This is a genomic window from Rhizobium sp. YIM 134829 (genome assembly GCF_046546455.1).
Genome location: NZ_JBKHKI010000005.1, coordinates 177,208 through 199,925, shown reverse-complemented (window position 1 = coordinate 199,925; position 22,718 = coordinate 177,208). Strand labels below are relative to the sequence as shown.

At 64.5% G+C, this 22,718-nt stretch carries 15 protein-coding genes; 8 read left to right on the top strand and 7 right to left on the bottom strand.

Annotation, left to right across the window (positions count from 1 at the left end; genetic code table 11):
- Positions 1-56 precede the first annotated feature (56 nt).
- The 3 genes from glf to ACLE20_RS11385 all read left to right on the top strand — a co-directional run bounded on the left by glf (position 57) and on the right by ACLE20_RS11385 (position 8,081).
- Positions 57-2,501: a UDP-galactopyranose mutase gene (gene glf / locus ACLE20_RS11395; protein WP_410940402.1), complete on the top strand. Its 2,445-nt coding sequence runs from the start codon at positions 57-59 to the stop codon at positions 2,499-2,501.
- 94 nt (positions 2,502-2,595) lie between these two features.
- Entirely contained in the window at positions 2,596-5,829 is a 3,234-nt protein-coding gene (locus tag ACLE20_RS11390) for a glycosyltransferase (protein WP_410940401.1), read from the top strand.
- Positions 5,826-8,081 carry a glycosyltransferase gene (locus tag ACLE20_RS11385; protein ID WP_410940400.1) on the top strand — a complete coding sequence of 752 codons (2,256 nt, stop codon included), beginning with the start codon at positions 5,826-5,828 and terminating at the stop codon, positions 8,079-8,081. Before ACLE20_RS11390 ends, ACLE20_RS11385 begins: the two co-directional genes overlap by 4 nt.
- A 72-nt stretch (positions 8,082-8,153) precedes the next feature.
- Here ACLE20_RS11385 and ACLE20_RS11380 read toward each other — a convergent pair whose 3' ends face one another.
- Together ACLE20_RS11380 and ACLE20_RS11375 are read right to left on the bottom strand one after the other, a co-directional pair.
- The gene (locus ACLE20_RS11380; protein ID WP_410940399.1) at positions 8,154-9,077 is read right to left on the bottom strand and encodes a TauD/TfdA dioxygenase family protein; all 924 of its coding nucleotides are present in this window, start codon (positions 9,075-9,077) and stop codon (positions 8,154-8,156) included.
- Between the two features lie 188 nt (positions 9,078-9,265).
- The gene (locus tag ACLE20_RS11375; protein ID WP_410940398.1) at positions 9,266-9,856 is read right to left on the bottom strand and encodes a TetR/AcrR family transcriptional regulator; all 591 of its coding nucleotides are present in this window, start codon (positions 9,854-9,856) and stop codon (positions 9,266-9,268) included.
- A 97-nt stretch (positions 9,857-9,953) separates the two neighbouring features.
- Here ACLE20_RS11375 and ACLE20_RS11370 point away from each other — a divergent pair, with 97 nt between their 5' ends.
- Positions 9,954-10,961 (top strand): NAD(P)-dependent oxidoreductase, encoded by a 1,008-nt coding sequence (locus tag ACLE20_RS11370; protein ID WP_410940397.1) that lies wholly within the window; start codon positions 9,954-9,956, stop codon positions 10,959-10,961.
- On the opposite strand, the gene ACLE20_RS11365 is transcribed toward ACLE20_RS11370, so the two are convergent.
- The gene (locus tag ACLE20_RS11365) at positions 10,962-11,510 is read right to left on the bottom strand and encodes a TetR/AcrR family transcriptional regulator (protein WP_410940396.1); all 549 of its coding nucleotides are present in this window, start codon (positions 11,508-11,510) and stop codon (positions 10,962-10,964) included.
- Positions 11,511-11,656: 146 nt separating this feature from the next.
- On the opposite strand from ACLE20_RS11365, the gene ACLE20_RS11360 reads away from it, so the two are divergent.
- Together ACLE20_RS11360 and ACLE20_RS11355 are read left to right on the top strand one after the other, a co-directional pair.
- A complete protein-coding gene (locus ACLE20_RS11360; RefSeq protein ID WP_410940395.1) occupies positions 11,657-12,514 on the top strand; it encodes an alpha/beta fold hydrolase in 858 nt (285 codons plus the stop codon).
- Between the two features lie 155 nt (positions 12,515-12,669).
- Positions 12,670-14,475, top strand: a complete 1,806-nt coding sequence (locus tag ACLE20_RS11355; protein ID WP_410940394.1) for a methyl-accepting chemotaxis protein — start codon at positions 12,670-12,672, stop codon at positions 14,473-14,475.
- Between the two features lie 278 nt (positions 14,476-14,753).
- On the opposite strand, the gene ACLE20_RS11350 is transcribed toward ACLE20_RS11355, so the two are convergent.
- Positions 14,754-15,233, bottom strand: coding sequence for a PadR family transcriptional regulator (locus tag ACLE20_RS11350; RefSeq protein WP_410940393.1), 480 nt, complete (start codon positions 15,231-15,233; stop codon positions 14,754-14,756).
- Positions 15,234-15,679: 446 nt separating this feature from the next.
- Here ACLE20_RS11350 and ACLE20_RS11345 point away from each other — a divergent pair, with 446 nt between their 5' ends.
- Together ACLE20_RS11345 and ACLE20_RS11340 are read left to right on the top strand one after the other, a co-directional pair.
- A complete protein-coding gene (locus ACLE20_RS11345; protein ID WP_410940392.1) occupies positions 15,680-16,552 on the top strand; it encodes a DMT family transporter in 873 nt (290 codons plus the stop codon).
- A 122-nt stretch (positions 16,553-16,674) separates the two neighbouring features.
- Positions 16,675-16,866 (top strand): hypothetical protein, encoded by a 192-nt coding sequence (locus ACLE20_RS11340; RefSeq protein ID WP_410940391.1) that lies wholly within the window; start codon positions 16,675-16,677, stop codon positions 16,864-16,866.
- A 51-nt stretch (positions 16,867-16,917) separates the two neighbouring features.
- Here ACLE20_RS11340 and ACLE20_RS11335 read toward each other — a convergent pair whose 3' ends face one another.
- From ACLE20_RS11335 to ACLE20_RS11325, 3 genes are all read right to left on the bottom strand, one after another.
- A complete protein-coding gene (locus ACLE20_RS11335) occupies positions 16,918-18,738 on the bottom strand; it encodes a methyl-accepting chemotaxis protein (protein ID WP_410940390.1) in 1,821 nt (606 codons plus the stop codon).
- 306 nt (positions 18,739-19,044) lie between these two features.
- A complete protein-coding gene (locus tag ACLE20_RS11330) occupies positions 19,045-20,865 on the bottom strand; it encodes a methyl-accepting chemotaxis protein (RefSeq protein WP_410940389.1) in 1,821 nt (606 codons plus the stop codon).
- Between the two features lie 166 nt (positions 20,866-21,031).
- Positions 21,032-22,717: an FAD-dependent monooxygenase gene (locus tag ACLE20_RS11325; protein ID WP_410940388.1), complete on the bottom strand. Its 1,686-nt coding sequence runs from the start codon at positions 22,715-22,717 to the stop codon at positions 21,032-21,034.
- Position 22,718: the final 1 nt, after the last annotated feature.

Sequence of the window (22,718 nt, the reverse complement as noted above, 5' to 3'; positions counted from 1 at the left end):
GAGGAACCTTCGGTGCATCACCCAGTTCGGCAGCACTAGCTGCGCGAGGATGCTCCATGAATGTGTTGAGTTCGTTTCTGACCAACTCCGAAACGAAGCTCCCGCCGGACATCCCCCTCATCTGTTTCTCGCATCTGCGCTGGGACTTCGTTCTCCAGCGCCCCCAGCACCTGATGCAGCGCTTCGCTGCTGAGCGGCAGGTGTTCTATTTCGAGGAATTTATTCCGACCGACCACCATCTGGCCTATCTGGAAATCCATCCCTTCGACGGTACGACTGTCAAGGCGATCCGTCCGCGTGTGCCGCATTGGTGGAGCGAGACCGAGCGGGAGGCCGCACTTGCGCGCCTGCTCGACGATCTGATCGCGCTCCATGGGGGACGCAAGCCGATCCTCTGGTTCTACACGCCGATGATGTTCGCCTTTGCGCGCCATGTCGATGCGGCTGCCGTCGTCTATGACTGCATGGACGAGCTCGCCAATTTCAAGTTTGCCCCGCCGCAGCTGAAGGAAACGGAGCGGGCGCTGATGGCTCGCGCCGACGTGGTGTTTACCGGCGGCGTCAGCCTTTACGAGGCGAGGCGTGATCGGCACGACAACATCCATGCCTTTCCCTCCAGCGTTGATGTCGCCCATTTTCGCGCCGCCAGGCAGCCAGTCGCGGCGCGGGACGATCAGGCGGGCATTGCCGAACCGAGGCTCGGCTATTACGGGGTCATCGACGAGCGGCTCGATCTCGCCTTGATCGCCGAGGTGGCGGCAGCAAGACCGGCTTTGTCCTTCGTCTTCGTCGGTCCGGTCGTGAAGATCTCGCCGGACGAGCTGCCGCGTGCGGCCAACATCCATTATCTCGGCCAGAAATCCTACGCCGATCTGCCGGCCTATCTCGCCGGCTGGCAGGCGGCTTTGATGCCCTTTGCGCGCAACGAGGCGACCCGCTTCATCAGCCCCACCAAGACGCCGGAATATCTGGCTGCGGGCCGGCCTGTGGTCGGCACGCGGATCACCGATGTCGTGCGCAGCTTTGGCGACATGCCGGGCGTGTTCCTGGAAAACGAGCCAGATGCCTTCGCCCGCGCCTGCGACGCGGCGCTGGCACTGTCGCAGAGCGATGACACATGGCTTGCGGCCGTCGACGAGCGGCTGAAGAGGAACTCCTGGGACACGACCTTTCGCGGCATGTCGCAGCTTCTCCAGGAGGCCGTGGCACGGGTCTCGACGCCCGCAGCCTTTGAAGGCATCGTCGCGGCCGATCCGGCGAAAGCCGCCATCCTGCCGGCCGCGATCCTGCCGCTTCCGGTCAAGGCCCCCGCTGCACGGCCCCAAGCCCCTGCACTTCGCAGCACCGCAAGAGCGGGCAGGCCGCCCTATGACTACCTGATCGTCGGTGCAGGCTTTGCAGGCTCTGTCTTGGCCGAGCGTCTGGCTGCCGACGGGAACAAGCGCGTCCTCCTCTGCGACAAGCGCCCCCATATCGCCGGCAATGCCTATGATCACCATGACGCGGCCGGGATCCTCGTCCATCGCTACGGACCACACATCTTCCATACCAACAGCGAAGACGTCTTTAACTACCTGTCTCGCTTCACGGAATGGCGGCCCTATGAGCACCGGGTGCTCGCCGAGATCGGTGACCAGCGGCTGCCTATTCCGATCAACCGCACCACGCTGAACGCGCTCTATGGGCTCGATCTGCGCTGCGATGCCGATGCCGCCGGTTTCCTGGCCGCCCGCGCCGAGCCGCAGGACCCGATCCTCACCTCGCGCGATGTCGTGGTCTCCCAGGTCGGCACGGCCCTCTACCAAGCTTTCTTCGAGGGCTATACGCGCAAGCAATGGGGCCTCGATCCCTCGGCACTCGACCGGGCGGTGACCGCCCGCGTGCCGACCCGCACCAGCACCGACGACCGCTATTTCCTCGACACGTTCCAGGCCATGCCGCGCGAGGGCTATACGCGCATGTTCGAGCGCATGCTCGACCATGAGAATATCACCGTGATGACCGGGACCGATCATTCCGAGCTGAAGCGGGACCGTCTCGCACCCCATACGATCTTCACGGGGCCGATCGACGAATATTTCGACCACTGTTACGGACCTCTGCCCTATCGCAGCCTCGAATTCCGGCATGAGACGCATGATGTGCGCCGCATGCTGCCGGTCGCCGTGGTCAATTTCCCTTCGGAAGACGTGCCTTATACGCGGGTAACCGAATACAAGCACCTGACCGGCCAGATTCACCCGAAGACCAGCATCAGCTATGAATTCGCCAGGGCCGAGGGCGACCCCTACTATCCGATCCCGCGACAGGAGAACCAGGCGCTCTACAAGACATACGAGGCTCTGGCCCGCGAGCGCCAGGACGTGACCTTCGTCGGGCGGCTCGGCACCTATCGCTACTACAATATGGACCAGGTGGTCGGCCAGGCGCTCGCCACCTATCGCCGCCTGCGGGCCCGCTCGGAAACGGGAGCCGCGCTCGCCGGCAGCCTTCATGAGTGACCCGTCTTCTGCAGGACGGGGACCCGTCCCGGGCAGCGGGACGGCTCGCCCCCTCCGGCTGGCGCTTGCAACCGATAGCGAAGACCCTTCCGGCATGGGTGAACACATGCTGGCGCTTGCCCAGGCTCTCGAAGCGGCTTCATCGGCGAGCGAGATCGGCGGACCAGCCTGGGACGTCACGCTGGTCGCGACCTCGCCCCGAGCCCTGCCGCTGCTGCAACGGGCCGCGCGGCGCGGCGTGGCCGTCAAGGTGGCGGAGACGGAGGAGGACCTCTCTGGCTGGCTTCGCTCGGCCGGAATCGATCTTCTGCATGTGCACGCCGGGATCGGCTGGGAGGGGCATCGCCTGGCGGCAGCCGGTGCGGCCTGCGGCATTCCCGTCATCCGCACGGAACATCTCCCGTATCTTCTGACCGACCCGGAACAGCAGCAGGACTTCGCGACAGCGGCGCGAGACGTGGCGCGCCATATCCTCGTCTCGCAGGCTTCGGCCCGGAGTTTCGAGGATGCAGGGCTCCCGGCAGAGAAACTGGCGGTCGTGCGCAATGGCGTCTTCCCGCTTGCACCCGGCGGCGATTCATCGGAGCTCCGCCGCGCACTCGGGCTCGGCAACGCCCTCGTGCTGCTGACCGTCGCGCGCTTCACACCGCAGAAGGATCACGCGACGCTGATTGCTGCCATGCCCTCCATCCTCGCCACTCACCCGGACGCCGTCCTGCTACTGGTCGGGACGGGCGAGCTGCACCCTTCGATCGAACGGCAGGTCGCCGAGCAGGGCCTGTCGTCAGCGATCCGCTTTCTCGGCCAGCGCGACGACATCGCCGATCTGATGGCCATCGCCGACCTCTTCGTGCTCCCCTCGCGCTTCGAGGGGCTGCCGCTTGCCGTGCTCGAGGCCATGTCGCTCGGAACTCCCATCGCCGCCACCCGCATTGGCGGCACGCTGGAGGCGCTGGGCGAGGCGCATTCCCTCTTCGCGCCACCGGGCGATCCGCTCGCCCTTTCCGCCCTTGTCGCCGATGCGCTCCGTGACCCGGACAAGCGGGCGGCAGCAGGGGCAGCCGGCCGGCAACGCTATTCCGAACAGTTTTCCGCGGACCGCATGGCGGGGCAAACCGCCGCGCTCTACCGCGAGGTTCTCCGCGAGGCTGATCCTCGCCCGCACGACTTCACGCATAAGGATGCTTTCATGCAAAAACTTCGCATCGGCTTCATCGGGGCCGGCGGCATTGCCAACCGCCATCTGGACATCCTGGCCGGCTTCGAAGATGTGGCGCTGGTGGCCTTTTCCGATCCGGATCTCGGCCGGGCCGAGGCGGCGGCCATGCGGTTCGGCGCCAAGGCCTTTGCCGATCACCGGGCCATGCTCGACGCGGTGCCGCTCGATGCCGTCTATGTCTGCATCCCGCCCTTCGCCCATGGCGCGCCGGAGCATGATCTGATCGCCCGCGGCATCCCCTTCTTCGTCGAAAAGCCGGTCAGTCTCGATCTGGGCACTGCAGAAGCCATCGCCGCGGCGATCGCCGAGAAGAACCTGATCACGGCGGTCGGCTATCACTGGCGCTATCTCGACATTGTCGACGAGGCGCGCGGGCTGCTGGCGGAGAACCCCGCCCAGCTTCTCTCCGGCTATTGGCTGGACAGCACGCCGCCGCCGCAATGGTGGTGGAAGGAGGATCAGTCGGGCGGGCAGATGATCGAGCAGACCACCCATCTCCTCGATCTCGCGCGGTTTCTAATCGGCGAGGTGACCGACGTCTACGGGCGCACCGGCCACAAGGACCGACCGGACTATCCGGGTCTTGACGTGCCAACGACGACGACCGCCAGCCTCACCTTCGAGAGCGGCGTGATCGCCAACATCGCCTCCACCTGCCTGCTCGGCTGGAACCACCGCGTTGGCCTGCATATCTTTGCCGACCGGCTGGCGATCGAGCTGACAGATCGCGACATCATGATAGATGTCGGACGCGGCCGCCCGGTCCGCGGCGCCGATGGCGACCCCGTCTGGCGGGAGGACCGCGACTTCGTCGACGCCGTGCGCGGGATCGAGAACCGTATCCGCTGCCCTTATCACGATGCGCTGGCGACGCATCGCCTGGCGCTTGCCGTCATGGCCTCGGCGCGTTCCGGCGAACCCGTCCACCTCCCGCTGCCGGGCATCGAGCGCAAGGCCCTGGCGCCGCTTCAGCCGCAGCCGCGCCCGCAAGCGCCGCCGCAGGGCATGGCCCCTGGGCACCGCAAGATCCGATCGCTCGGCATCGAAGCGCCTGGCCGGGCCTATTTCTTCGAATATGAGGAGGGCCCTCCGGCCGATGGCCATGTCCGCCTCGATACGCTTTATACCGGCCTCTCCGCCGGCACCGAGCTGACCTTTCTCAAGAACACCAATCCCTATTTCCGCTCCCGCTTCGATGGCGGGCGCGGCGTGTTCATCGAGCACGAGCCCGACCTGCATTACCCCGTTCCCTTCCTCGGCTATATGGAGGTCGGCCGGGTCAGCGAGAGCCGGGCGCATGGCTTTGCCGAGGGCCAGGTCATTGCCACCACCTATGGCCACAAGACCGGCCACACCGCCGACCCGTTCCATGACGTGCTCGTGCCGCTGCCAGAAGAGATCGATCCCGTGCTGGGCGTGCTCGTTGCGCAGATGGGCCCGATCGCCGCCAACGGCATCCTCCATGCCGATGCGGAAGCTTTCGGAGCCCATGTTCCGGCGCTCGGGAGCGGTGTGCGCGATCGCCCGGTCATCGTCATCGGCGGCGGCACCGTCGGCCTGATGACGGCGCTCTTCGCCCGCTCGCTCGGAGCCTCCGACGTGATCATCACCGACCCCTCCGACTATCGCCGCGCCAAGGCCGAGGCGCTGGGGCTGACCGCCATGACGGAGGACCAGGCTTGGCAGCATGCCAAGGCCCGTTGGCATGACGGCGCTATGGGCCGCGGCGCCGATCTCGTCTTCCAGACGCGGGCGCATCCGGGCAGCCTGCACACGGCGTTGAAGGCGCTGCGTCCGCAGGGGACCGTTGTCGATCTCGCCTTCTACCAGGGCGGGGCCGACGCGCTGCGGCTCGGCGAAGAGTTCCACCACAACGGCCTGTCGATCCGCTGCGCCCAGATCAACCGTGTCCCGCGTGGCCTTGCTCCGCTCTGGGACCGCCGCCGCCTGGCGAAGGCGACGGTCGATCTCCTGAAAAGCGAGGGCTCGGCAATCCGCGAACACATGATCACCCACATCATCCCCGTGGATGAGGCGCCGCGATTCCTCTCGCATCTCGTCGAGGAGCGCCCGGACTTCCTGCAGGTCGTCTTCCAGGTGAGCGAATGATGATGGAGGAGAGCCCCATCCGGATTCTCTTCGTCTTCGCCTGGTTGGTGGTCGGCGGGGAGGAAACGGAGGTGCGGCTGCTCGCGCAGCATCTCGACCCGAAACGCTATCGGATCGATGTCGTCGCCTGCTTTCGCAAGCCCGGCATGCCGGAGCAGACGCATGAGCAGCTTCGCGCGCTTGGCGTCCACGTCGATACCGCGCCCTACAGCCTCTCCTTCGAGGATACGGTCGCCTATCTCGAAGGCAAGATTCCGGGCTATGACGTCGTCATCTCCTGCCAGAACGTCGCCGATGTCTATCCGGCCCTCGAACGCCTGCATCTGCGGCCACCCCTGATCGAACATGGCGGGCTGGTCTTAGAGGCACTGGCCGGGCCGAAACATTTTACCAGCCGCTATGTCGGCGTCTGCCGCTCGATCCGGGATGCCGCTGCGGCCCGGATGGAGGGGCGCGAGGCGCACGCGCTGGAAATCCCTTCCATGGTCGATCTCGCCGCCTTCGATCCAAGCGTCCGCCCGACCATGCGCGCGAGCCTCGGGATTGCGGAGGAGCAGGTTCTGATCGGCTGGGTCGGCCGGCTCGACCCGAAGAAAAATGTCGAGGACTTCATCACCGCGGCCGCCCAGATCCGGACGGCCGCCCCGCCGGCGCGCTTTCTCGTGATCGGTGGCCCCGATGCCTTTCTGCCGGACTATGCGGTGCATCTGAGAAACCTTGCCGACGAGCTGGGGCTCTCCGATGTGCTGCAGTTCCTCGGCGACCGGAAGGATATCCCCGACCTGCTCGCCGCCATGGATATCTTCGCCTGGCTCTCCAGGGGTGAAGGCATGCCGCATGTGATCGCCGAAGCCGGAGCCGCCGGCCTTCCGGTGATCGCGACGCCGGACAATGGCGCGCTTCAACAGATCGAGGACGGGGTTTCCGGCCTCTTCGTGCCCTATTCTGACCCCCGCTCCGTTGCTGAGGTCATGCTGCGCCTGATCCGCGATCCTCATCTGAGGACCCGGCTCGGCGGTGCGCTTCGCCAAACGGTCGAGACGCGCTATGCTGTCGACGTCGTGGCGCCGCAATGGACGGCGCTGATCGACGAGGTCTTGCGCGAGCGGCAGGCCGCACGGCCGAGTGGGCTCTTCAAGTCCTTCGTCCAGGGCGGCTTCGAATGTTCGACCCACCGGCTGCGCCAGCGCGAGGGCGAGGCGGAAGGCGTGCGGCTCGACATGCTGGACGCGATCGGCCATGACCGGCATGCAGCAGCGGACTACCGCCAACTCGGCACGCTCGGCATCCGCACGGTGCGCGATGGCTTTCGCTGGCATCTCATCGAGAAAACGGCCGGCCACTACGATATGGCGAGCATTACCCCAATGCTCGAAGCGGCTGCGAAAACCAAGACCCAGGTCGTCTGGGACCTCCTCCATTATGGCTGGCCGGACGATCTCGACATCTGGTCGCCCCGCTTTGTCGATCGCTTCGCGGCCTTTGCCGGCGCCTGCGCCGCTCATGTCCGCAGCGTCAGCGATGACGTGCCCTTCTATTGCCCTGTCAACGAAATCTCCTTCTTTTCCTGGGGCGGTGGCGATGCCGGCTATTTGAACCCCTTCGCCAACCGGCGCGGCTTCGAGCTCAAGGTGCAGCTCGCGCGCGCTTCGATCGCGGCGATGGATGCCATCTGGGCGGTCGATCCGCGGGCGCGCTTCGTCCACTGCGATCCCGTCATCAATGTCATCACCGACCCGGGCCGCCCGCACGAATCACAGGTGGCGGAGGGGCATCGCCAGTCGCAGTTCCAGGGCTGGGATCTGCTCTCGGGGCGGCTGTGGCCGCAGATCGGCGGCCATCCGCGCTATCTCGATATTCTCGGCGTCAACTACTACTTCAACAACCAGTGGATCCATGGCGGACCGCCGATCGACCTTGGCCATCCGCTCTACAAGCCGTTCCGCGCCATTCTCGCCGAAACCTTTGCCCGCTACGGGCGGCCGCTGATCATCGCCGAGACCGGGATTGAGGACGAGCGGCGGCCGGCCTGGTTCGATTATGTGTTCGGCGAAGCTCTGGCCGCGATCAAGGCCGGGGTGCCGCTCGAAGGGCTCTGCCTCTATCCCGTCGTCAACCACCCTGGCTGGGACGACGGCCGCGCCTGCCAGAACGGCCTGCTGTCCGCCACCGGCGGCGAGGATGGCCGGGTCGTCTACACGCCGCTTGCCGCGGCGCTGGAGAGGGGCATGGAGCGGCTGATGCAGCTTTGAAGGGTGAAACGTCATTGGGCAGGACCGAGGGCGCAGCCGGATCCTTGATCGAAGCCGGCCGCGGCACGCCGGCTAGGCCACCTTGGCCGTTGGCTTTGCCGTGACCGAGAGCGCAATGCTGGGACGTCCGTCAACGCCGACGGGCACGTCGCCATCGATGGTGACCCGCCGGACGATGCGGTGCTGGTCGCCATAGTCGTTGACGGCATAATGCTGCGTGGCCCGATTGTCCCAGATCACGACGTCGCCGCTTCGCCATTTCCAGCGCACGGTGTTTTCCGGCGCCGTCACATAAGACTGGAAGAGATCGTAGAGGACGGCGAAATCGCGCTTGGAGAGGCCGACGAAGCGCTGGACGAAATTGCCGAGGAGCAGCGAGCGCTCGCCCGTCTCGGGATGGACGCGAACGACAGGATGCTCGGTCTCATAGACGGTGGCGCTGAACACCTCCTCATAGTGACGCCGCTCCTCGGCAGTCGCCCTGGGGCGGATGGAGGCATAGTCGTAAAGGTTGGAGTGAACGGCGCGCAGATTATCGGCCAGTAGCCGCAGCGGTTCCGGCAACGATAGATAGGCCGCATGGGTATTGGACCAGATCGTGTCGCCGCCGGCTTCCGGGATCACCACGCCGCGCAGGACCGAGAATTTCGGATAGGCGTCCACAAAGGTGACATCCGTATGCCACTGGTCGGCGCGGCCGCCGCCGCGGCTGGAATCGAGATTGAGGATCGAGGCGCTGCTGCCATAGGCGCCTTGAGTCGGATGCGGCACCAGGGCGCCGAGCCGACGGCCGAACTGCTCCTGCGCCTCGTCGTCCAGGTGATCCTGTCCGCGGAAGAAAACCACCTTATGGGCTAGAAGCGCATCGTTGATGGCGGCGATCGCCGCGTCCGGAAGATCGCCGGACAGCCGGACATTGCGGATTTCGGCGCCGACCCGGCCTCCGATCGGAACGATCTCCAGCGGTGCGGCCTCTGCGAGGGAAACAAGCGTCATGATGGACCATCCAAAGACTGAGGGACAGGAAGATCGACACTGCGATCCATGCCGTTATAATTATCTAGTAGGTTTGTAGACTTTACAGGTCGTTTGTTTCGGCCGAAGTCCCGCGAGCAGAAGCAGCGTTCCAAATTTCTCTGTTCCGCTGAAACGCGTTTACCGTCGTGGGTTTGAGACTTGGCGGGTCAGCCGAGCGCCGCGGCGATCAGGCTGCGAAGTGTCGCGATCGCCTCTGCCTCGCTGCAGGCTCCTCGCAGACGCGCCGACGCCAAGGCCTCGCCGGCGCCGACAAGGCCGATGCAGCAGCGCTTGAGATCATCCGGTGCGAGCCGACTATGCGGCTGCAGCACAGCGACGAACATCTCGACGCTGGCGGCGAGCAGTTCCTCAAAAACCGCCGCCTTTTCCTCACTGCCGGCCAGCGCTGCGCCCACCGCCTGAAACTCGCCCTCGGTCTCCGTCGCGCATTGGATATAGGCGGTCGCGAGCAACGCGATGGTCGTCCCGGCCTCTTGCGGGTCGCGGGCCATGGCCGACTGGAAGGCCTGTACTTTCTCTCGATCAATCTGGCGATAGAGCGCGATCAAAAGGGCGGAGCGCGTCTCGAAGTGATCATAGACGACAGGCTTGGAGACACCGGCGCGCACGGCGAGATGACCGAGTGTGAGACGGTCTGCGCCTTCCTCGCGCACGATGACAAGCGCGACGTCGAGAAGCTGACGTCGCCGCTCATCACGGGTCAGCCGCTTCGACGGCGCATCTTGTTTATCCGACACATCTTGCATCCGCTTGGTCAACCTTGATCAACCTACCAAAAGTAGATATTCCTAGAGCTACCAAAGGTAGCTTGAAAAACAGCGGAAGGAAACACTGATGTCCCGCAAACCTATCCTCCTCATGGGCGGTTCCGGCGCGATCGGGCGCCTCAGCGCCACGTCCTTGCGCCGCCGCTATCCGGATGTGCCTCTGCTGATTGCCGGGCGCGATCTGCCGAAGGCCGAGGCCCTTGCCGACGAACTCGGTACGGCCGAAGCGGTTTCTCTCGACGTCGATGCCGATGATCTCGGGCTTGGCGACCGGTCTGTCGATGCCGTCGCCGTCTTCTACCATGATACGCGCCAGGCAGGCCTGCGATACGCCCGGGCGCGCGGATTGCCGCATCTCAGCATCTCCTCCGGTATTTTCGAAATGGCGCCGGACATCGCGCTCTTCATGCAGGAGCCGAAAGCTGGGGCAATGGTGCTCGGCTATGAATGGCTGGTCGGCGCCACGACGCTCCCCGCGCTGCAGCTTGCGGCCTCCTTTCAGCGCATCGACCGGATCAGCATCGGCGCCCTTGTCGACGAGGAGGACCAGGGGGGCCCCGCGGTCGCGGACGATTTCGCGCGGCTGGCGAGACTGATGCCCGGAGCGCTGACCCGCCGTGGCAGCAGCGCAATCTGGCGAGAGGGCCCCGAAATGGCGGCCACCTTCCGGGCGATCGACGGCACCGTGATTGCCGCATCCGGCTTTTCCTCGGTCGATGTCGCGGGCCTTGCCGCGGCGACAGGCGCAGGGGACGTTTCCTTCGATCTCGCGACGGCCATCTCCTCCAGCCGCCGTAGTGGCGGGCCGCTTTCAACCGAGATCATTATTGGCATTGCCGGCCTCGATCTCGATGGACAGGCGCGCCGGAGCCGTCACGCCGTCTTCCACCCCGGTGGCGCGGCGCCGTTGACCGCCTTGGGCGTGACGATGATCCTCGAACGCTTGACCGGACTTGATGGCCACGCGCCGACTGCGCCGGGCCTCTACTTCCCCTATCAGGTGCTCGATCACGCCGCCTATCTGTCAAGACTGGAGGTGGAAGGCGGAGCGGTGATCGGCCTCGAGCTCGACTGATCAGGCGGCCGCTGCCCGTGTAGCGGACTCGAGACTGTCGCCGACGGCGCGCTGCATGGCCGTAGGATCATCGAAGACCGCGATCATCACGGTCGCGCCTTCGAGCCTCGTCAGCGCATCGGTGGCGAGGGTCGCCGCGGCTTCCCTTGGCAAAGCGCGCATAAGGATCGCGATCATTTCGTCTTGGAGCGCTTGGAAGAAGCTGCGGACGGCCTGTTTGGCGAGCGGTGTTTCGTCACCGACGCCATAGGCAAGATGAAGCGCGACGCAGCGCTTGCGGTCGGTGAGGCTGTCGGCGATCGACATGATCAGCGCGCGATAGGCCGAAATCCAGTCAGCCGTGTCGTTCCGCCCCTGCGCGAGCGTGTCTTCCAGGAGCAGGTCCATGACTGCCGGAACGAGCGCCTCCTTGTTGGCGAAGCGCATGTAGAGCGAGGCCTTCTTCAGGCCAACGCGCTCAGCGAGATCCTGCATGGAGGCGCCGGCATAGCCCTTTTCGCGGAACAGCTCCCGCGCGGCCGTGACGATCTCCTCGCGTGCGACTTTCATGATTCTGCGTCTCCGTTGACAGCAAGCCGCAGACTATCATCCCCCGCCGGGGTTTACAAACGACCGATCGGTAGTATTTTCTCGACCTGACCGAAACGGGTCGTGGCGCTGCTTGCTCTGGGTCACGGCAGAAGAAGGAGACTGACATGACCACGCTCTACAAGACCCAGGCCGTCGGCGACGTGACGGTGTTCTACCGGGAAGCCGGGCCGCGAAATGCGCCGGTTCTCCTGCTCCTCCACGGCTTCCCCTCGTCCAGCCATATGTTCCGTGATCTTATTCCCCGGCTTGCCGATCGGTATCGCGTCATCGCTCCCGACCTGCCGGGCTTCGGCTATACGCAGGCACCGGCCCGCGGCGCCTTCGACTACACCTTCGACAATCTCGCCAAGGTTCTTGATGGTTTCACCCAAGCGCTGTCGCTCGACCGCTATGCGCTCTACGTCTTCGACTATGGCGCGCCGACCGGATATCGCCTGGCGGCCGCGCATCCGGAGCGGGTGACGGCCATCATCAGCCAGAACGGCAATGCCTATCTCGACGGCTTCAGCGACGAATGGGGCCCATGGGAGGCCTATTGGCGGGACCCGAGCCCGGAACATCGCGAGGCCTGCCGGGCATCGCTCTCGCCTGAGGTCATCGAGCATTGGCAATATCGCACCGGGACCGATCCGGAGCGTCTGGGCCCGGACGGCTATGGCCTCGATATTGCCCTGATGGCCCGGCCGGGTGCCGAGGAGATCCAGCTCGACCTCATCCTCGACTACCGGTCCAATCTGGAGCTTTACCCCGCTTTTCAGGACTATTTCCGAACCCACCAGCCGCCATTGCTCGCCGTCTGGGGCCGGCATGACCCGGCCTTTATCCCGGCAGGTGCCGAGGCCTATCGGCGTGACCTGCCCAAGGCGCAGATCCACCTCCTCGATACCGGCCATTTCGCGCTGGAGACCCATGCGGCCGAGATCGCAGCGATGATCCGCAGCTTCCTCCCGGCCCATCTTTGACAGGGGACGACGCGGATCGACTGTCCGATCATGGTCCGTCCGCCGAGGCTTCTCTCGGCGGACGTTGGCGCGCTATGCCTAGTTTGAAAGCGATGTCTTAGGTAAAATTTAAGTAACAACATTCATATTGCCGGCATCAAACCGAAGGGTGCAGGATGAAAAACCTTAAGATCGCCACCGGGCTTTATCTTCTCCTTGGCCTGCTGATGATGGGCTTTGCGACGGCGACGGCATTTCAGCTGCATGCTTCATCCCAGGCGATCTATGCCCAGCGCTACGAGATGCTGCGCACCGAGGTGGAGACGGCGCTGTCGATTCTCACCTTCTATCACCAGAAGGAGCAGGCCGGCGAACTGACGACCGATCAGGCCAAGGCTCAAGCCTTCTCGGTTCTGACATCGCTGAAGTTCGAGCCCGACGGTTACTTCTTCGGTTATGACAAGTCCGTCACCATGTTGTTTCATCCAGACCCCAAGCGGGTCGGCCAGAACTACCGCGGCAAGGCGGACAGCAACGGCTTTTCCTATCGCGACGAATTGGTACGCGTCGGGTTCGAGGGCGGTGGACGGGTCGATTTCTTCGGTCCGAAACCAGGGTTGGAAGGCGACAATTACCGCAAGAGCGCCTATGGCCGCGCCTTCACACCCTGGGACGTCGTCGTTGTCACCGGCCTCTACATGGATGATCTCGACGCCTATGTTCAGGGCCAGATGGTCAGGGCCGGTTCGGTCTGTCTCGCCGTCGCCCTGATCGGGCTTCTCGCCGCCACGCTGGTCATTCGCAATCTCTCCCGGCCGCTCAAGGCGGTGCATACCGCGCTGCAGGCGGTGGCGGACGAGGACACCGGCATCGAGATCCCGCATCGCGGCCTTCGCAACGAAGTGGGCATGATGGCGCGGGCGACGGAGGAGCTCCAGGTCAAGATCCGCGAACGCCACGCCATGGCGGTCAAGCAGCGGGAGCAGGAGCAGGAGCTTTCCGGCGAGCGCGAACGCAGCGCCGCGCTGATCGAACAGGAAGCCCGCGAACAGGCCTTCGCCGTCAATACGATCGGCGTTTCGCTGGCGACGATGGCGCAGGGCGATCTCACCGTCCGCTGCGCCGATCTCGGCCCGAAATATGCGACCCTGCGCGACAACTTCAACGAGGCTCTGGCCCGGCTCGAGGAAGCGATGAGCCATGTCTCGCTGAAGGGCGCGGATATCGGCGTCAGCAAGGAGGAGATCCGTAAGGCCTCCAACGAACTCGCCCAGCGCACCGAGCGCCAGGCCGCCAATCTGGAAGAAACCTCGGCGGCCATGGATGAACTGTCCGTGACCGTTCGGCAGACATCGGAAGGGGCCCGCGACGCGGCCAAGCGCGTGCAGACCGTCAGCGCCGAGGCTCAGTCCAGCGATCTCGTCGTCAACAAGGCAATCTCGGCCATGAGCGACATCGAGAACTCGGCCCAGGAAATCGGCAAGATCATCGGCGTCATCGACGAGATCGCCTTCCAGACCAATCTTCTGGCGCTGAATGCCGGCGTCGAGGCCGCCCGCGCCGGCGAAAGCGGCAAGGGCTTCGCGGTCGTTGCCCAGGAGGTGCGCGAACTCGCCCAGCGCTCCGCCGCCGCCGCCAAGGAGATCAAGGAACAGATCCAGCGCTCGAGCACCCAGGTGGCGCAGGGCGTGGCCCTGGTCGGGGAAACCGGCCAAGCGCTGAAGCGCATTGCCGGGCAGATCACCGATGCAAACGACATCGTCACCAAGATCGCCCACAGCGCCCAGGAGCAGGATACGACGCTCCGGTCGATCACCAGCGCGCTCAACCAGCTGGATCTGGCCACGCAGCAGAATGCAGCCATGGCCGAAGAGACGACCGCTTCGGCAGAAGTGCTGGCAAACGATACGGGCGACCTCCTGACCCTGATCGCCGGCTTCCGCGTCAGCACCCAGGCTCAACTCTACAAGCGCGCGAGCTAGCGCGGCGAAATCTCGTCGAGCCGCGGTCCCATCCGCGGCGCTGGAGCCATCTGCTTACGCATATAGGGATGACCGGTCATCCCTGCTCTTCGCACCGCCGATCGTTTCGCAAAAGACACGGTTAATCAGCGTCCTTGATCTCCTCTCTGCCGATGGCGGGATCGGTCACTCAGATCGCGGATAGCATTCTCGTCTTCAACCTGTCGGGACCCGCCCTGCTGCGAAACAGGCGTCCTGAAGAGGCGAGCCGAGGCTGCAGGCCTCGGCTTTCCCTTCCGTCAGCGCTGTTCCGCCTCGCGCGCGGCCTTGACCAGCAGCTCGACCAGGTCTGTCGCCGCCGCCGGATCACTCGCCAGCCGACGGACGAGAACGTCGCGCAGATTGAGGAGCGCGGCGTCGACGCCGCGCGGCAGTTGCGGCTCGTTCCGCTCGCGCCCGCGTGTCTCGCGCTCGCCACGGAAACGGCTCGCCCTGGCGCCGATCCCCGCAAGGCGGGAGAGGATCGCGTCGGCGAGCGCCTGGTTTTCGGCGAGGTGAGCCTGGCCGGCTTCGGTGATCGTATAGAGCTTCTTGTTCCCTTCGGGCTCGGCCGTCACATAGCCTGCCTCATCGAGGAAGGTCAGCGTCGGATAGACGACGCCGGGGCTCGGCGCATACCAACCCTCCGTCAGTTCCTCGATCCGCTTGATGAGATCGTAACCGTGGCGCGGTGCCTGGGCGATCAAGGCGAGTGCGAGGAGCCGCAGATCGTTCTGCATGAGCATGCGCCCCACACGAAAGTCCTCCTCACCGTCATGACCGCCGCCTAAGGGCCCGCGACCGAAGGGGCCGCGGCCTTGGTGGTCATGACCATGCGGGCGGCCACGCCGGCCGCTCATCCAGGCAATGATATTTTGCTCGTCGTTCTCATGATGACGTCCACATCGTCCGAACATCGCTGTCTCCTTTAGTCTGCGACATATCTTAAGATAGCACCCGACACGATATATCTCAAGACTGTTTTTGAACGCGTTCAGGTGCGTGGGCAGGATGGTACGGGGACGAGGACAATGCGCACGCTCAAGCGCGCGCCTTCGGCTCGTGTCTTAATGGCGTCAGAGCGGCGGCAGGATTTCGGGGGGCCCTTGAACCGGCTTCGCCATTGATCCGGCCCTGCCTTCGCCCTACACCGGCGCTGTCGGATTAAGGTAAGGCGAAGATCACAATGGCAGCAGCAGAGCCGCGGGCGTTTCTCGGCATCGCGCTGGCCTGCGCTGGCTATGCGTGCTTCGCCCTTCAGGATGCGATCGTCAAATTGCTGGTCGTCACCTATGCGGTGCCGCAGATCCTGTTCATGCGCAGCCTGGTGATCGTCGTCATCGCCCTGCCGCTCGCCCGCTTTCTCGGCCATTCATCGATCATGAAAAGCAAGCATCGGGGCACGCTGGTGCTGCGCGCGGCTTTGATGCTGGCGGCCTGGTTGCTCTTCTACAATGCCGCCCGCCATCTGGGGCTTGGCGAACTGACGACGCTCTACTTCTCGGCGCCGATCATCGTGATTCTTCTGTCGATCGTGGTGCTGAAGGAAGAGGTGAACCGGGCCCGCTGGCTCTCCTGCATCGGCGGATTTATCGGCGTGGCCGTCGCGGCCAATCCGACCCAGGCGCCGAGCCTCATTCCCGCGCTGATGTGCATTCTCGCCGGCGCATTCTGGGCCTGGAGCACGGTGCTCGTGCGCCTGGTGAGCAAGACCGAGACGACGCTGGTGCAGATGGGCGCGACCAGCCTTCTCTTCGCGCTGGCCTGCGCACTCTCCTTCCCCTGGGTCTGGAAGACCCCGGATTTCGAGGCCTGGATGCTGATGATCGGGCTCGGCCTGGTCGCCGCGCTCGGTCAGTATCTGCTTTACGAAGGTTTCCGCCATGCCCCGGCCTCGGCGCTTGCGCCGGTCGAGTATACCGGGCTGATCTGGGCCTTCCTCTATGGCTATGCCATCTGGGCCGAGGTTCCCTCGCTCACCGTCGTGCTCGGCGCCTGCCTCATCGTCGCCTCCAGTGGGATCCTGGTCTTCGGCGAACGGCGGCGGATCGAGGTTTGATCGGCTCATTCAGCCGATTGCTGCCAGGATTTAAGCCGGGATCGGCGTCGGCCTGATGCAAGGCGCTGGCCTTCGTCGCCGTCTCGGTTCATACTCCTCTCGTCTGATCCGCAGGAGACGCCATGTTCCTCAATACGGACAATTTCCGACCGCCCCGCTGGGAAGATCCCCGGCCCGAGCCCAAGCCGCCGATCCTGACCAAGAGACAGGAAAAGGTGATGGTGCTGGTGATCCTCGTCAACCTGCTGCTGATGCTGGTGGCGCCGATCGGCGGCGCCTCCATCCTCTCGGCGCTCGCCTATTTCTTTCCCTGACGCGCGTCGTTCGCGGCCGTTGTTCCTGACTGCTTGGGCCTGTCGCCCAGGTCAGGCCGCGCGGCCGATGGGTCTGGAGCCCTGTTCGCGGATCGCCTTGCGTCGATTGAGCTTGAAGCGTGTCACGAGTTCGGTCAGCAACGAGGCGTCCTTCGAGAGCGCCTCGCTGATCGCGGTCGTCTCGCTGACCATCGCGGCGTTTTGCTGCGTCATCTGGTCGATCGAGTTGACGGCGGTGCTGATCTCCACGAGACCCGCCGCTTGTTCGCTTGCGGCGGTGGAGATCGCATCCACCTTGGCGTCGATCTCGACCACGAAACGGGTGATCTGATCGAGCGCCGCGCCGGTCTCGTCGACGAGCCGCACGCCGTTGACGACATCGCCCGACGAGGTGCGGATCAAAGCCGAGATATCCTTGGCGGCCTTGGCGGAACGCTGGGCGAGCTCGCGCACCTCCTGTGCCACCACCGCGAAACCCTTGCCGGACTCACCGGCGCGCGCCGCCTCGACGCCGGCATTCAGCGCAAGGAGATTGGTCTGGAAGGCGATCTCGTCGATGACATGGATGATCTGGCTGATTTCGGTCGAGGATCCTTCGATCCGGCGCATGGCATCGACCGCCTCGCGCACGACCCGGCCGGAGGAGGAGGCACAATCATTGGCCGCGCGCACCAGGCTTCGCGTCTCGCCGGCTCGCTCGGCGGAGGATTTGACCGTCGCGCTCACCTGTTCCAGCGCCGCCGAAGTCTGCTCCAGGGCCGAGGCCTGCTGCTCGGTCCGCTTGGAAAGCTCGTCGGCCGCGGCATGCATCTCCCGGGCGCTGCCGGAAAGCGCCGCGGTCTTGCTCAGCACCTGCTCCAGCGTTTCCTGGAAGGTGGCGATCGAATTGTTGAAGTCGCGGCGCAGAGGATCGAAGCGATCGGCAAAGGGCTCGTCGATGGTAATGCGGATATTGCACTGGGCGAGCCGCTCCAGCCCGGCACCGAGCGTCTCCACCACCACCTGCAGCTCCTCGGCTTCCAGCTCACGAAGGCGCTGGCGCTCGGCCTGGTCGGCATCGGCCAGTGCCCGGTCGCGATCGGCGGTCACGCGCAGCTGCTGCCGCTCGATCGCGGCCGCACGAAAGACCTCGACCGAGTGCGCCATGGAGCCGATCTCATCGGCCCGACCGGTATAGGGCACCTCGTCGCTGTAATCGCCCTTGGACAGAACGCTCATATAGCGGCCGAAATCGATCAACGGCAGGATCGCCCGCCGGCGGACGAACCACAAACCGCCGATGAAGATCAGCACCGAAATGCCGCTGCCGAAGGCGGCCGCGAGCGAATAGGTGACACTCGCCTGGCCGGCCGTGGCAACCGAAACATCGAGTGTCGCCGCCGCCTCGTTGGCGAGCTCCCGAACCTTCGCATCATGGGCGTAGAAGGATTGCCGAACCGTCTCGAGCGACGGATCCTCACCGCGGGAGACCGCTGATTCATAATCAGTAAGCGCCTGCCAGAACACCTCGCCGGTTGGAATGACCTCCTCGTCCAGCCGCGCCCTTAGATGTTCGTCGAGCTTTGCCAACTTCCAGAACCGTTTGCGCTCTTCGAAGGACGCCTTCAGCGCCTGGCTTTTCGCGCTGTTGGCGGCTGCAAGCTCGGGCTTGAGCGCCGTTTCGTTGGCCAGCATATAGGCCTCGATGACATAAAGCGGCGGCGGCAGAATATCGGCCACCAGATCCTTACCGTTGGCGATTTCCGTATAGACCGGACCGCCGACCTTCAGTTCGCGAAAAGCGGCGGTCTGCACACCGATCGAGGCGGCGAGACCCAGTGTCACGATGAGACCAAACAGAACAAGCAGACGCGAAATTGTAAGCCGGCGCACGAGCAAACTCCTGATGAGCATTGCAACTATGAAAAGCTAGACTTACCAATCTTATATGAGGCATATTCTAATGTGGCGTTAACTCGATAAGGGGGTGTTGACGCTTACCCGCTTCTGTACGGATTTGACGGTTTCCGCTTGCATGATGGCCACCTTTGCGCGGGCCGAGGTCATGAGAGCGCGCGGCCTCTTCGTCAGTCCAAGCCTCATGGAGACAGACAGCAAAAAGGGGAGGCGCCGGCCTCCCCCTTAGAGATTGCAATCAATGTTCGGATTCGGGCGACCTGGCGGCCAGCGAACGGTGGCTCAGGCAGCCTGGTTCAGAGACGGGGTCCCAGGCTCGCGGACAGCCTTCCGCCGGTTGAGCTTGAAGCGGGCCGCGAGTTCGTTGAGGTCGGACGCATCGGCGAACAGGCTCCGGCTGATCGCCGTTGTTTCTCCAACCATGGCGGCGTTCTGCTGGGTCATGTGATCGAGCGCGTTCACCGCGTCGCTGATTTGCTGCAGCCCGGTGGTTTGCTCGCGCGCGGCGATGGTGATCACATCCACCTTCTCGTCGATCTCGACCACGAAGCGGGTGATCTGGTCGAGCGCGGCGCCGGTCTGATCCACCAGACGAACACCATTTTGCACTTCGTCGGAGGAGGCCTTGACGAGGGCCGTAATGTCCTTGGCGGCTTTGGCGGAGCGCTGGGCGAGCTCGCGAACCTCCTGCGCCACGACGGCAAAGCCCTTGCCCGCTTCGCCTGCCCGCGCCGCCTCCACGCCGGCATTCAGCGCCAGAAGATTGGTCTGGAAGGCGATCTCGTCGATGACATGGATGATCTGGCCGATCTGCATCGACGAGCCCTCGATCCGGCGCATCGCATCGACCGCATCGCGGACGATCTGGCCCGACGAGGTCGCGCATTCATTGGCCGCGCTCACCAGCTTGCGTGTCTCTCCGGCGCGTTCGGCCGAGGAATGGACGGTGACGCTGACCTCTTCAAGGGCGGCGGACGTCTTTTCGAGTGCAGCCTCCTGCTGCTCGGTCCGCTGGGAGAGTTCCTCGGCAGCCTCCTGCATCGACGAGGCGCTGCGCGACAGGGTCGCGGTCTTGCCAAGGACCTGTTCCAATGTCTCCTGGAATGTCGTGATGGAATTGTTGAAGTCGCGTCGCAGCAGGTCGAAACGCTCAGCGAAGGGTTCGTCCAGCGTCATCCGGATATTGCACTGGGCGAGACGTTCCAAGGCGGCGCCCAGCGTTTGCACGACGACCTGCAATTCCTCATCCTCGCGTTCCCGGAGCCGCTGCTGCTCGGCCAGTCGCTCCTGCGAAAGGGCCTGCTCCCGCTCCACGGTCAGCTGCATCTGCTGCCGCTCGATCGCGGCGGCCCGAAACACGGCGACGGAGCGCGCCACCGAGCCGATTTCGTCATCGCGTTCGATCAAGGGCACCTCCTGGCTATAGGTCCCGTGCGAAAGGATGCTCATATAGGCGCCGATTTCGACGAGAGGCGTGATGGCCCGGCGCCGTACGAACCAGAGACCGACGAGAAAAATCAGGACCGAGACGGCACTGCCGACAGATGTCGCAACGGCGTAGAAGATGCTCGACTGTTCAGCCTGGGCGACCGAACCTTCGAGCGTCGTCGTCGCCTGGCTCGCCAGTTCGCGAACCTTGGCGTCGTGATCGTAAAAGGCGTGCTGGACCGCATCGAGGGATGGAGCCTCACCCTTGCTCAGCGCCGCCTCATAGGCGTCGAGCGCGGCCCAGAAGGTCTCGCCGGTCGTCACCACCTCGTTCTCGAGCTTGGCCCGCAGCGTCTCGTCCAGCCTCGCCGTTTTCCAGAAACCCTTTCGATCCTCGAAGGACGCTCTGAGATCCTTGGTTTTCGTGCGGTTTACATCTGCGAGCTCCGGGTAGAGCAGCGCTTCGTTGGCCAGCATATAGGCTTCGATGACATAGAGAGGCGGCGGCAGAATATCGGCAATCAGATCCTTGCCGTTGGCGATTTCCGTGTATACCGGCCCGCCGACCTTGAGATAACGCATGGCGAATGTCTGAACGCCGATGGAGCTGGCAAGACCAAGCGTGACGATCATTCCGAAAAGAAGAAGCAGACGAGAAATGGTCAACTTGAGCATGGGGCGTACTCCGGACGAGCATCAACACTGTGGTACTTCTATCACAACACTCTAAATTTTATGTCTCTAACACAGCGTTAACGTGTATTGAGCGGCGTGGTGTTTCTGCTCCGCCGGCGGGTAGAGCGAAGGGAGACGGGATGGCCACGTCTCCCGTCCCCGCTTTTCATGCCGCTGCGCCGAGGATCGTCCGGCAATAGTCGCTGAGCAGATCCGGCCTGTCCGCCGGCGCACGGAAGGCGATATGCCCATCGGGCCGGACGAGGACCATGCTCGGCCGTGCGGAGATCCCGTAAGCGGCATGCGCAAGCCCATCAAAATCGGAGAGCGAGAGGATGGTCGGCGAGAGCGGCGCGGCCGAGAGCAGAAGACGCGGGCGCAGCCAGGGCCAGTCGCGCGCGGCCAGCGCAGCCCCCTCCAGAGTTTCGGCAGCCTCCGCTTTCCCTGCGTCGAAGAGCAGCAACGCCCAGCCGGTGGTCCATCCATCGGGATTGTCGATCTCGGCGAACAGAGTCGTGCGCCTGCCATCGGCGGTGACCAGTTTCGCATCCGGCGCCCGCTCGCCGGCATGCTTCGCGCCGTGGGGCAGGAGGTCGGCCAGGCCCCGCAGATGATCGACGCTGAGCGGGCTTTCGGGATAGGCGACGGAGAGTTGCTGCAGATCGTCGCTCCCCTGAAGCAGCGTGCCGACGCTCGGCAGCAGCTTGGCGGCAAGGCCGATCGCTGCGTCCTTGAGCGGCCCGCGATAGACGCTGTTTCGGAAGCCCTTGGCCTGGCGCTGATCGAGCGCGCGATGCTCGCCGCCCCGTTCGGCATCATAGGAAGCAAGCAAGGCCGGACCTGCCTGACCCGCGAGCACCATGGCCAGACGCCAGGCAAGGCCGACGGCATCATGCAGGCCGGCATTCATTCCCTGTCCGCCGATCGGCAGCGTGCGGTGGCCGGCATCGCCGGCGAGAAAAACCCGTCCCCGCGCATAGTGCTCCGCCACGCCATGGCGAAAGCGGCTATGGGTGAGCCAGATCGGGTCGCTTAGCGTCAGGCTCTCGTCCTCGGTGACCTCCCGGGCGATCGCCTGCATCTCCTCGAGCGTCGGATCGCGGTCGGGAATGCCGGTGTCGTCGGCGAGGAAGAACAGCCGGTGATAACCGCCCCAGACGGGCAGCACGCCGCAGAAACCTTTCGGATAATAGAAGAACCAGAGCGTGTCGGGCTCCGCCCCGCGCCGCCAGGTGAGCTTGGCATCGACCTGGCGATTCATGCAGTCCGGCAGGTTTTCCGGCTCGAAATCGAGCCCGAGCAGGCGGCGCACGAGACTGTCTCCGCCATCCGCGCCGATCAGATAGCGGCAGCGTATGGTTTCCGTCTCGTCCGCTCCTGTCGCCTCATCGTCGTCCGCGGCCGAGGCAAGCGTTGCGGTGACACCTTCGTCATCCTGGATGAACGCAGTCATCTTGCGGCCACGCTCCACCCGGCCGCCCTGCTCCTCGATCACCTGCGTCAGCGTCGTCTCGATCACATCCTGGCCGCTATAGAGCACCGGGCCGAACGGGCTTTTCACATCGGCGATGTGGACGGGATCGACGCGCTCGCCGTTGACCGTCGTGCGGATCTCGGTGATCGCATAGGCCTGTTCGGCCAATCGATCGCGCAGCCCAATCCTCTGCAGGAGCTCCTGCGGCCTCGCCCAGAGATTGTTGGCGCGGGAATGCGGCTTGGGCTCGCGCCGCTCTTCGACAATGCGGAAGCGGACGCCGTGATGAGCGAGCGCACAGGCGGTGACAAGACCGATCGGGCCGCCGCCAACGATGAGGACGTCTGTGTCGAATGCAGAATTACCGGAGAACGGCATG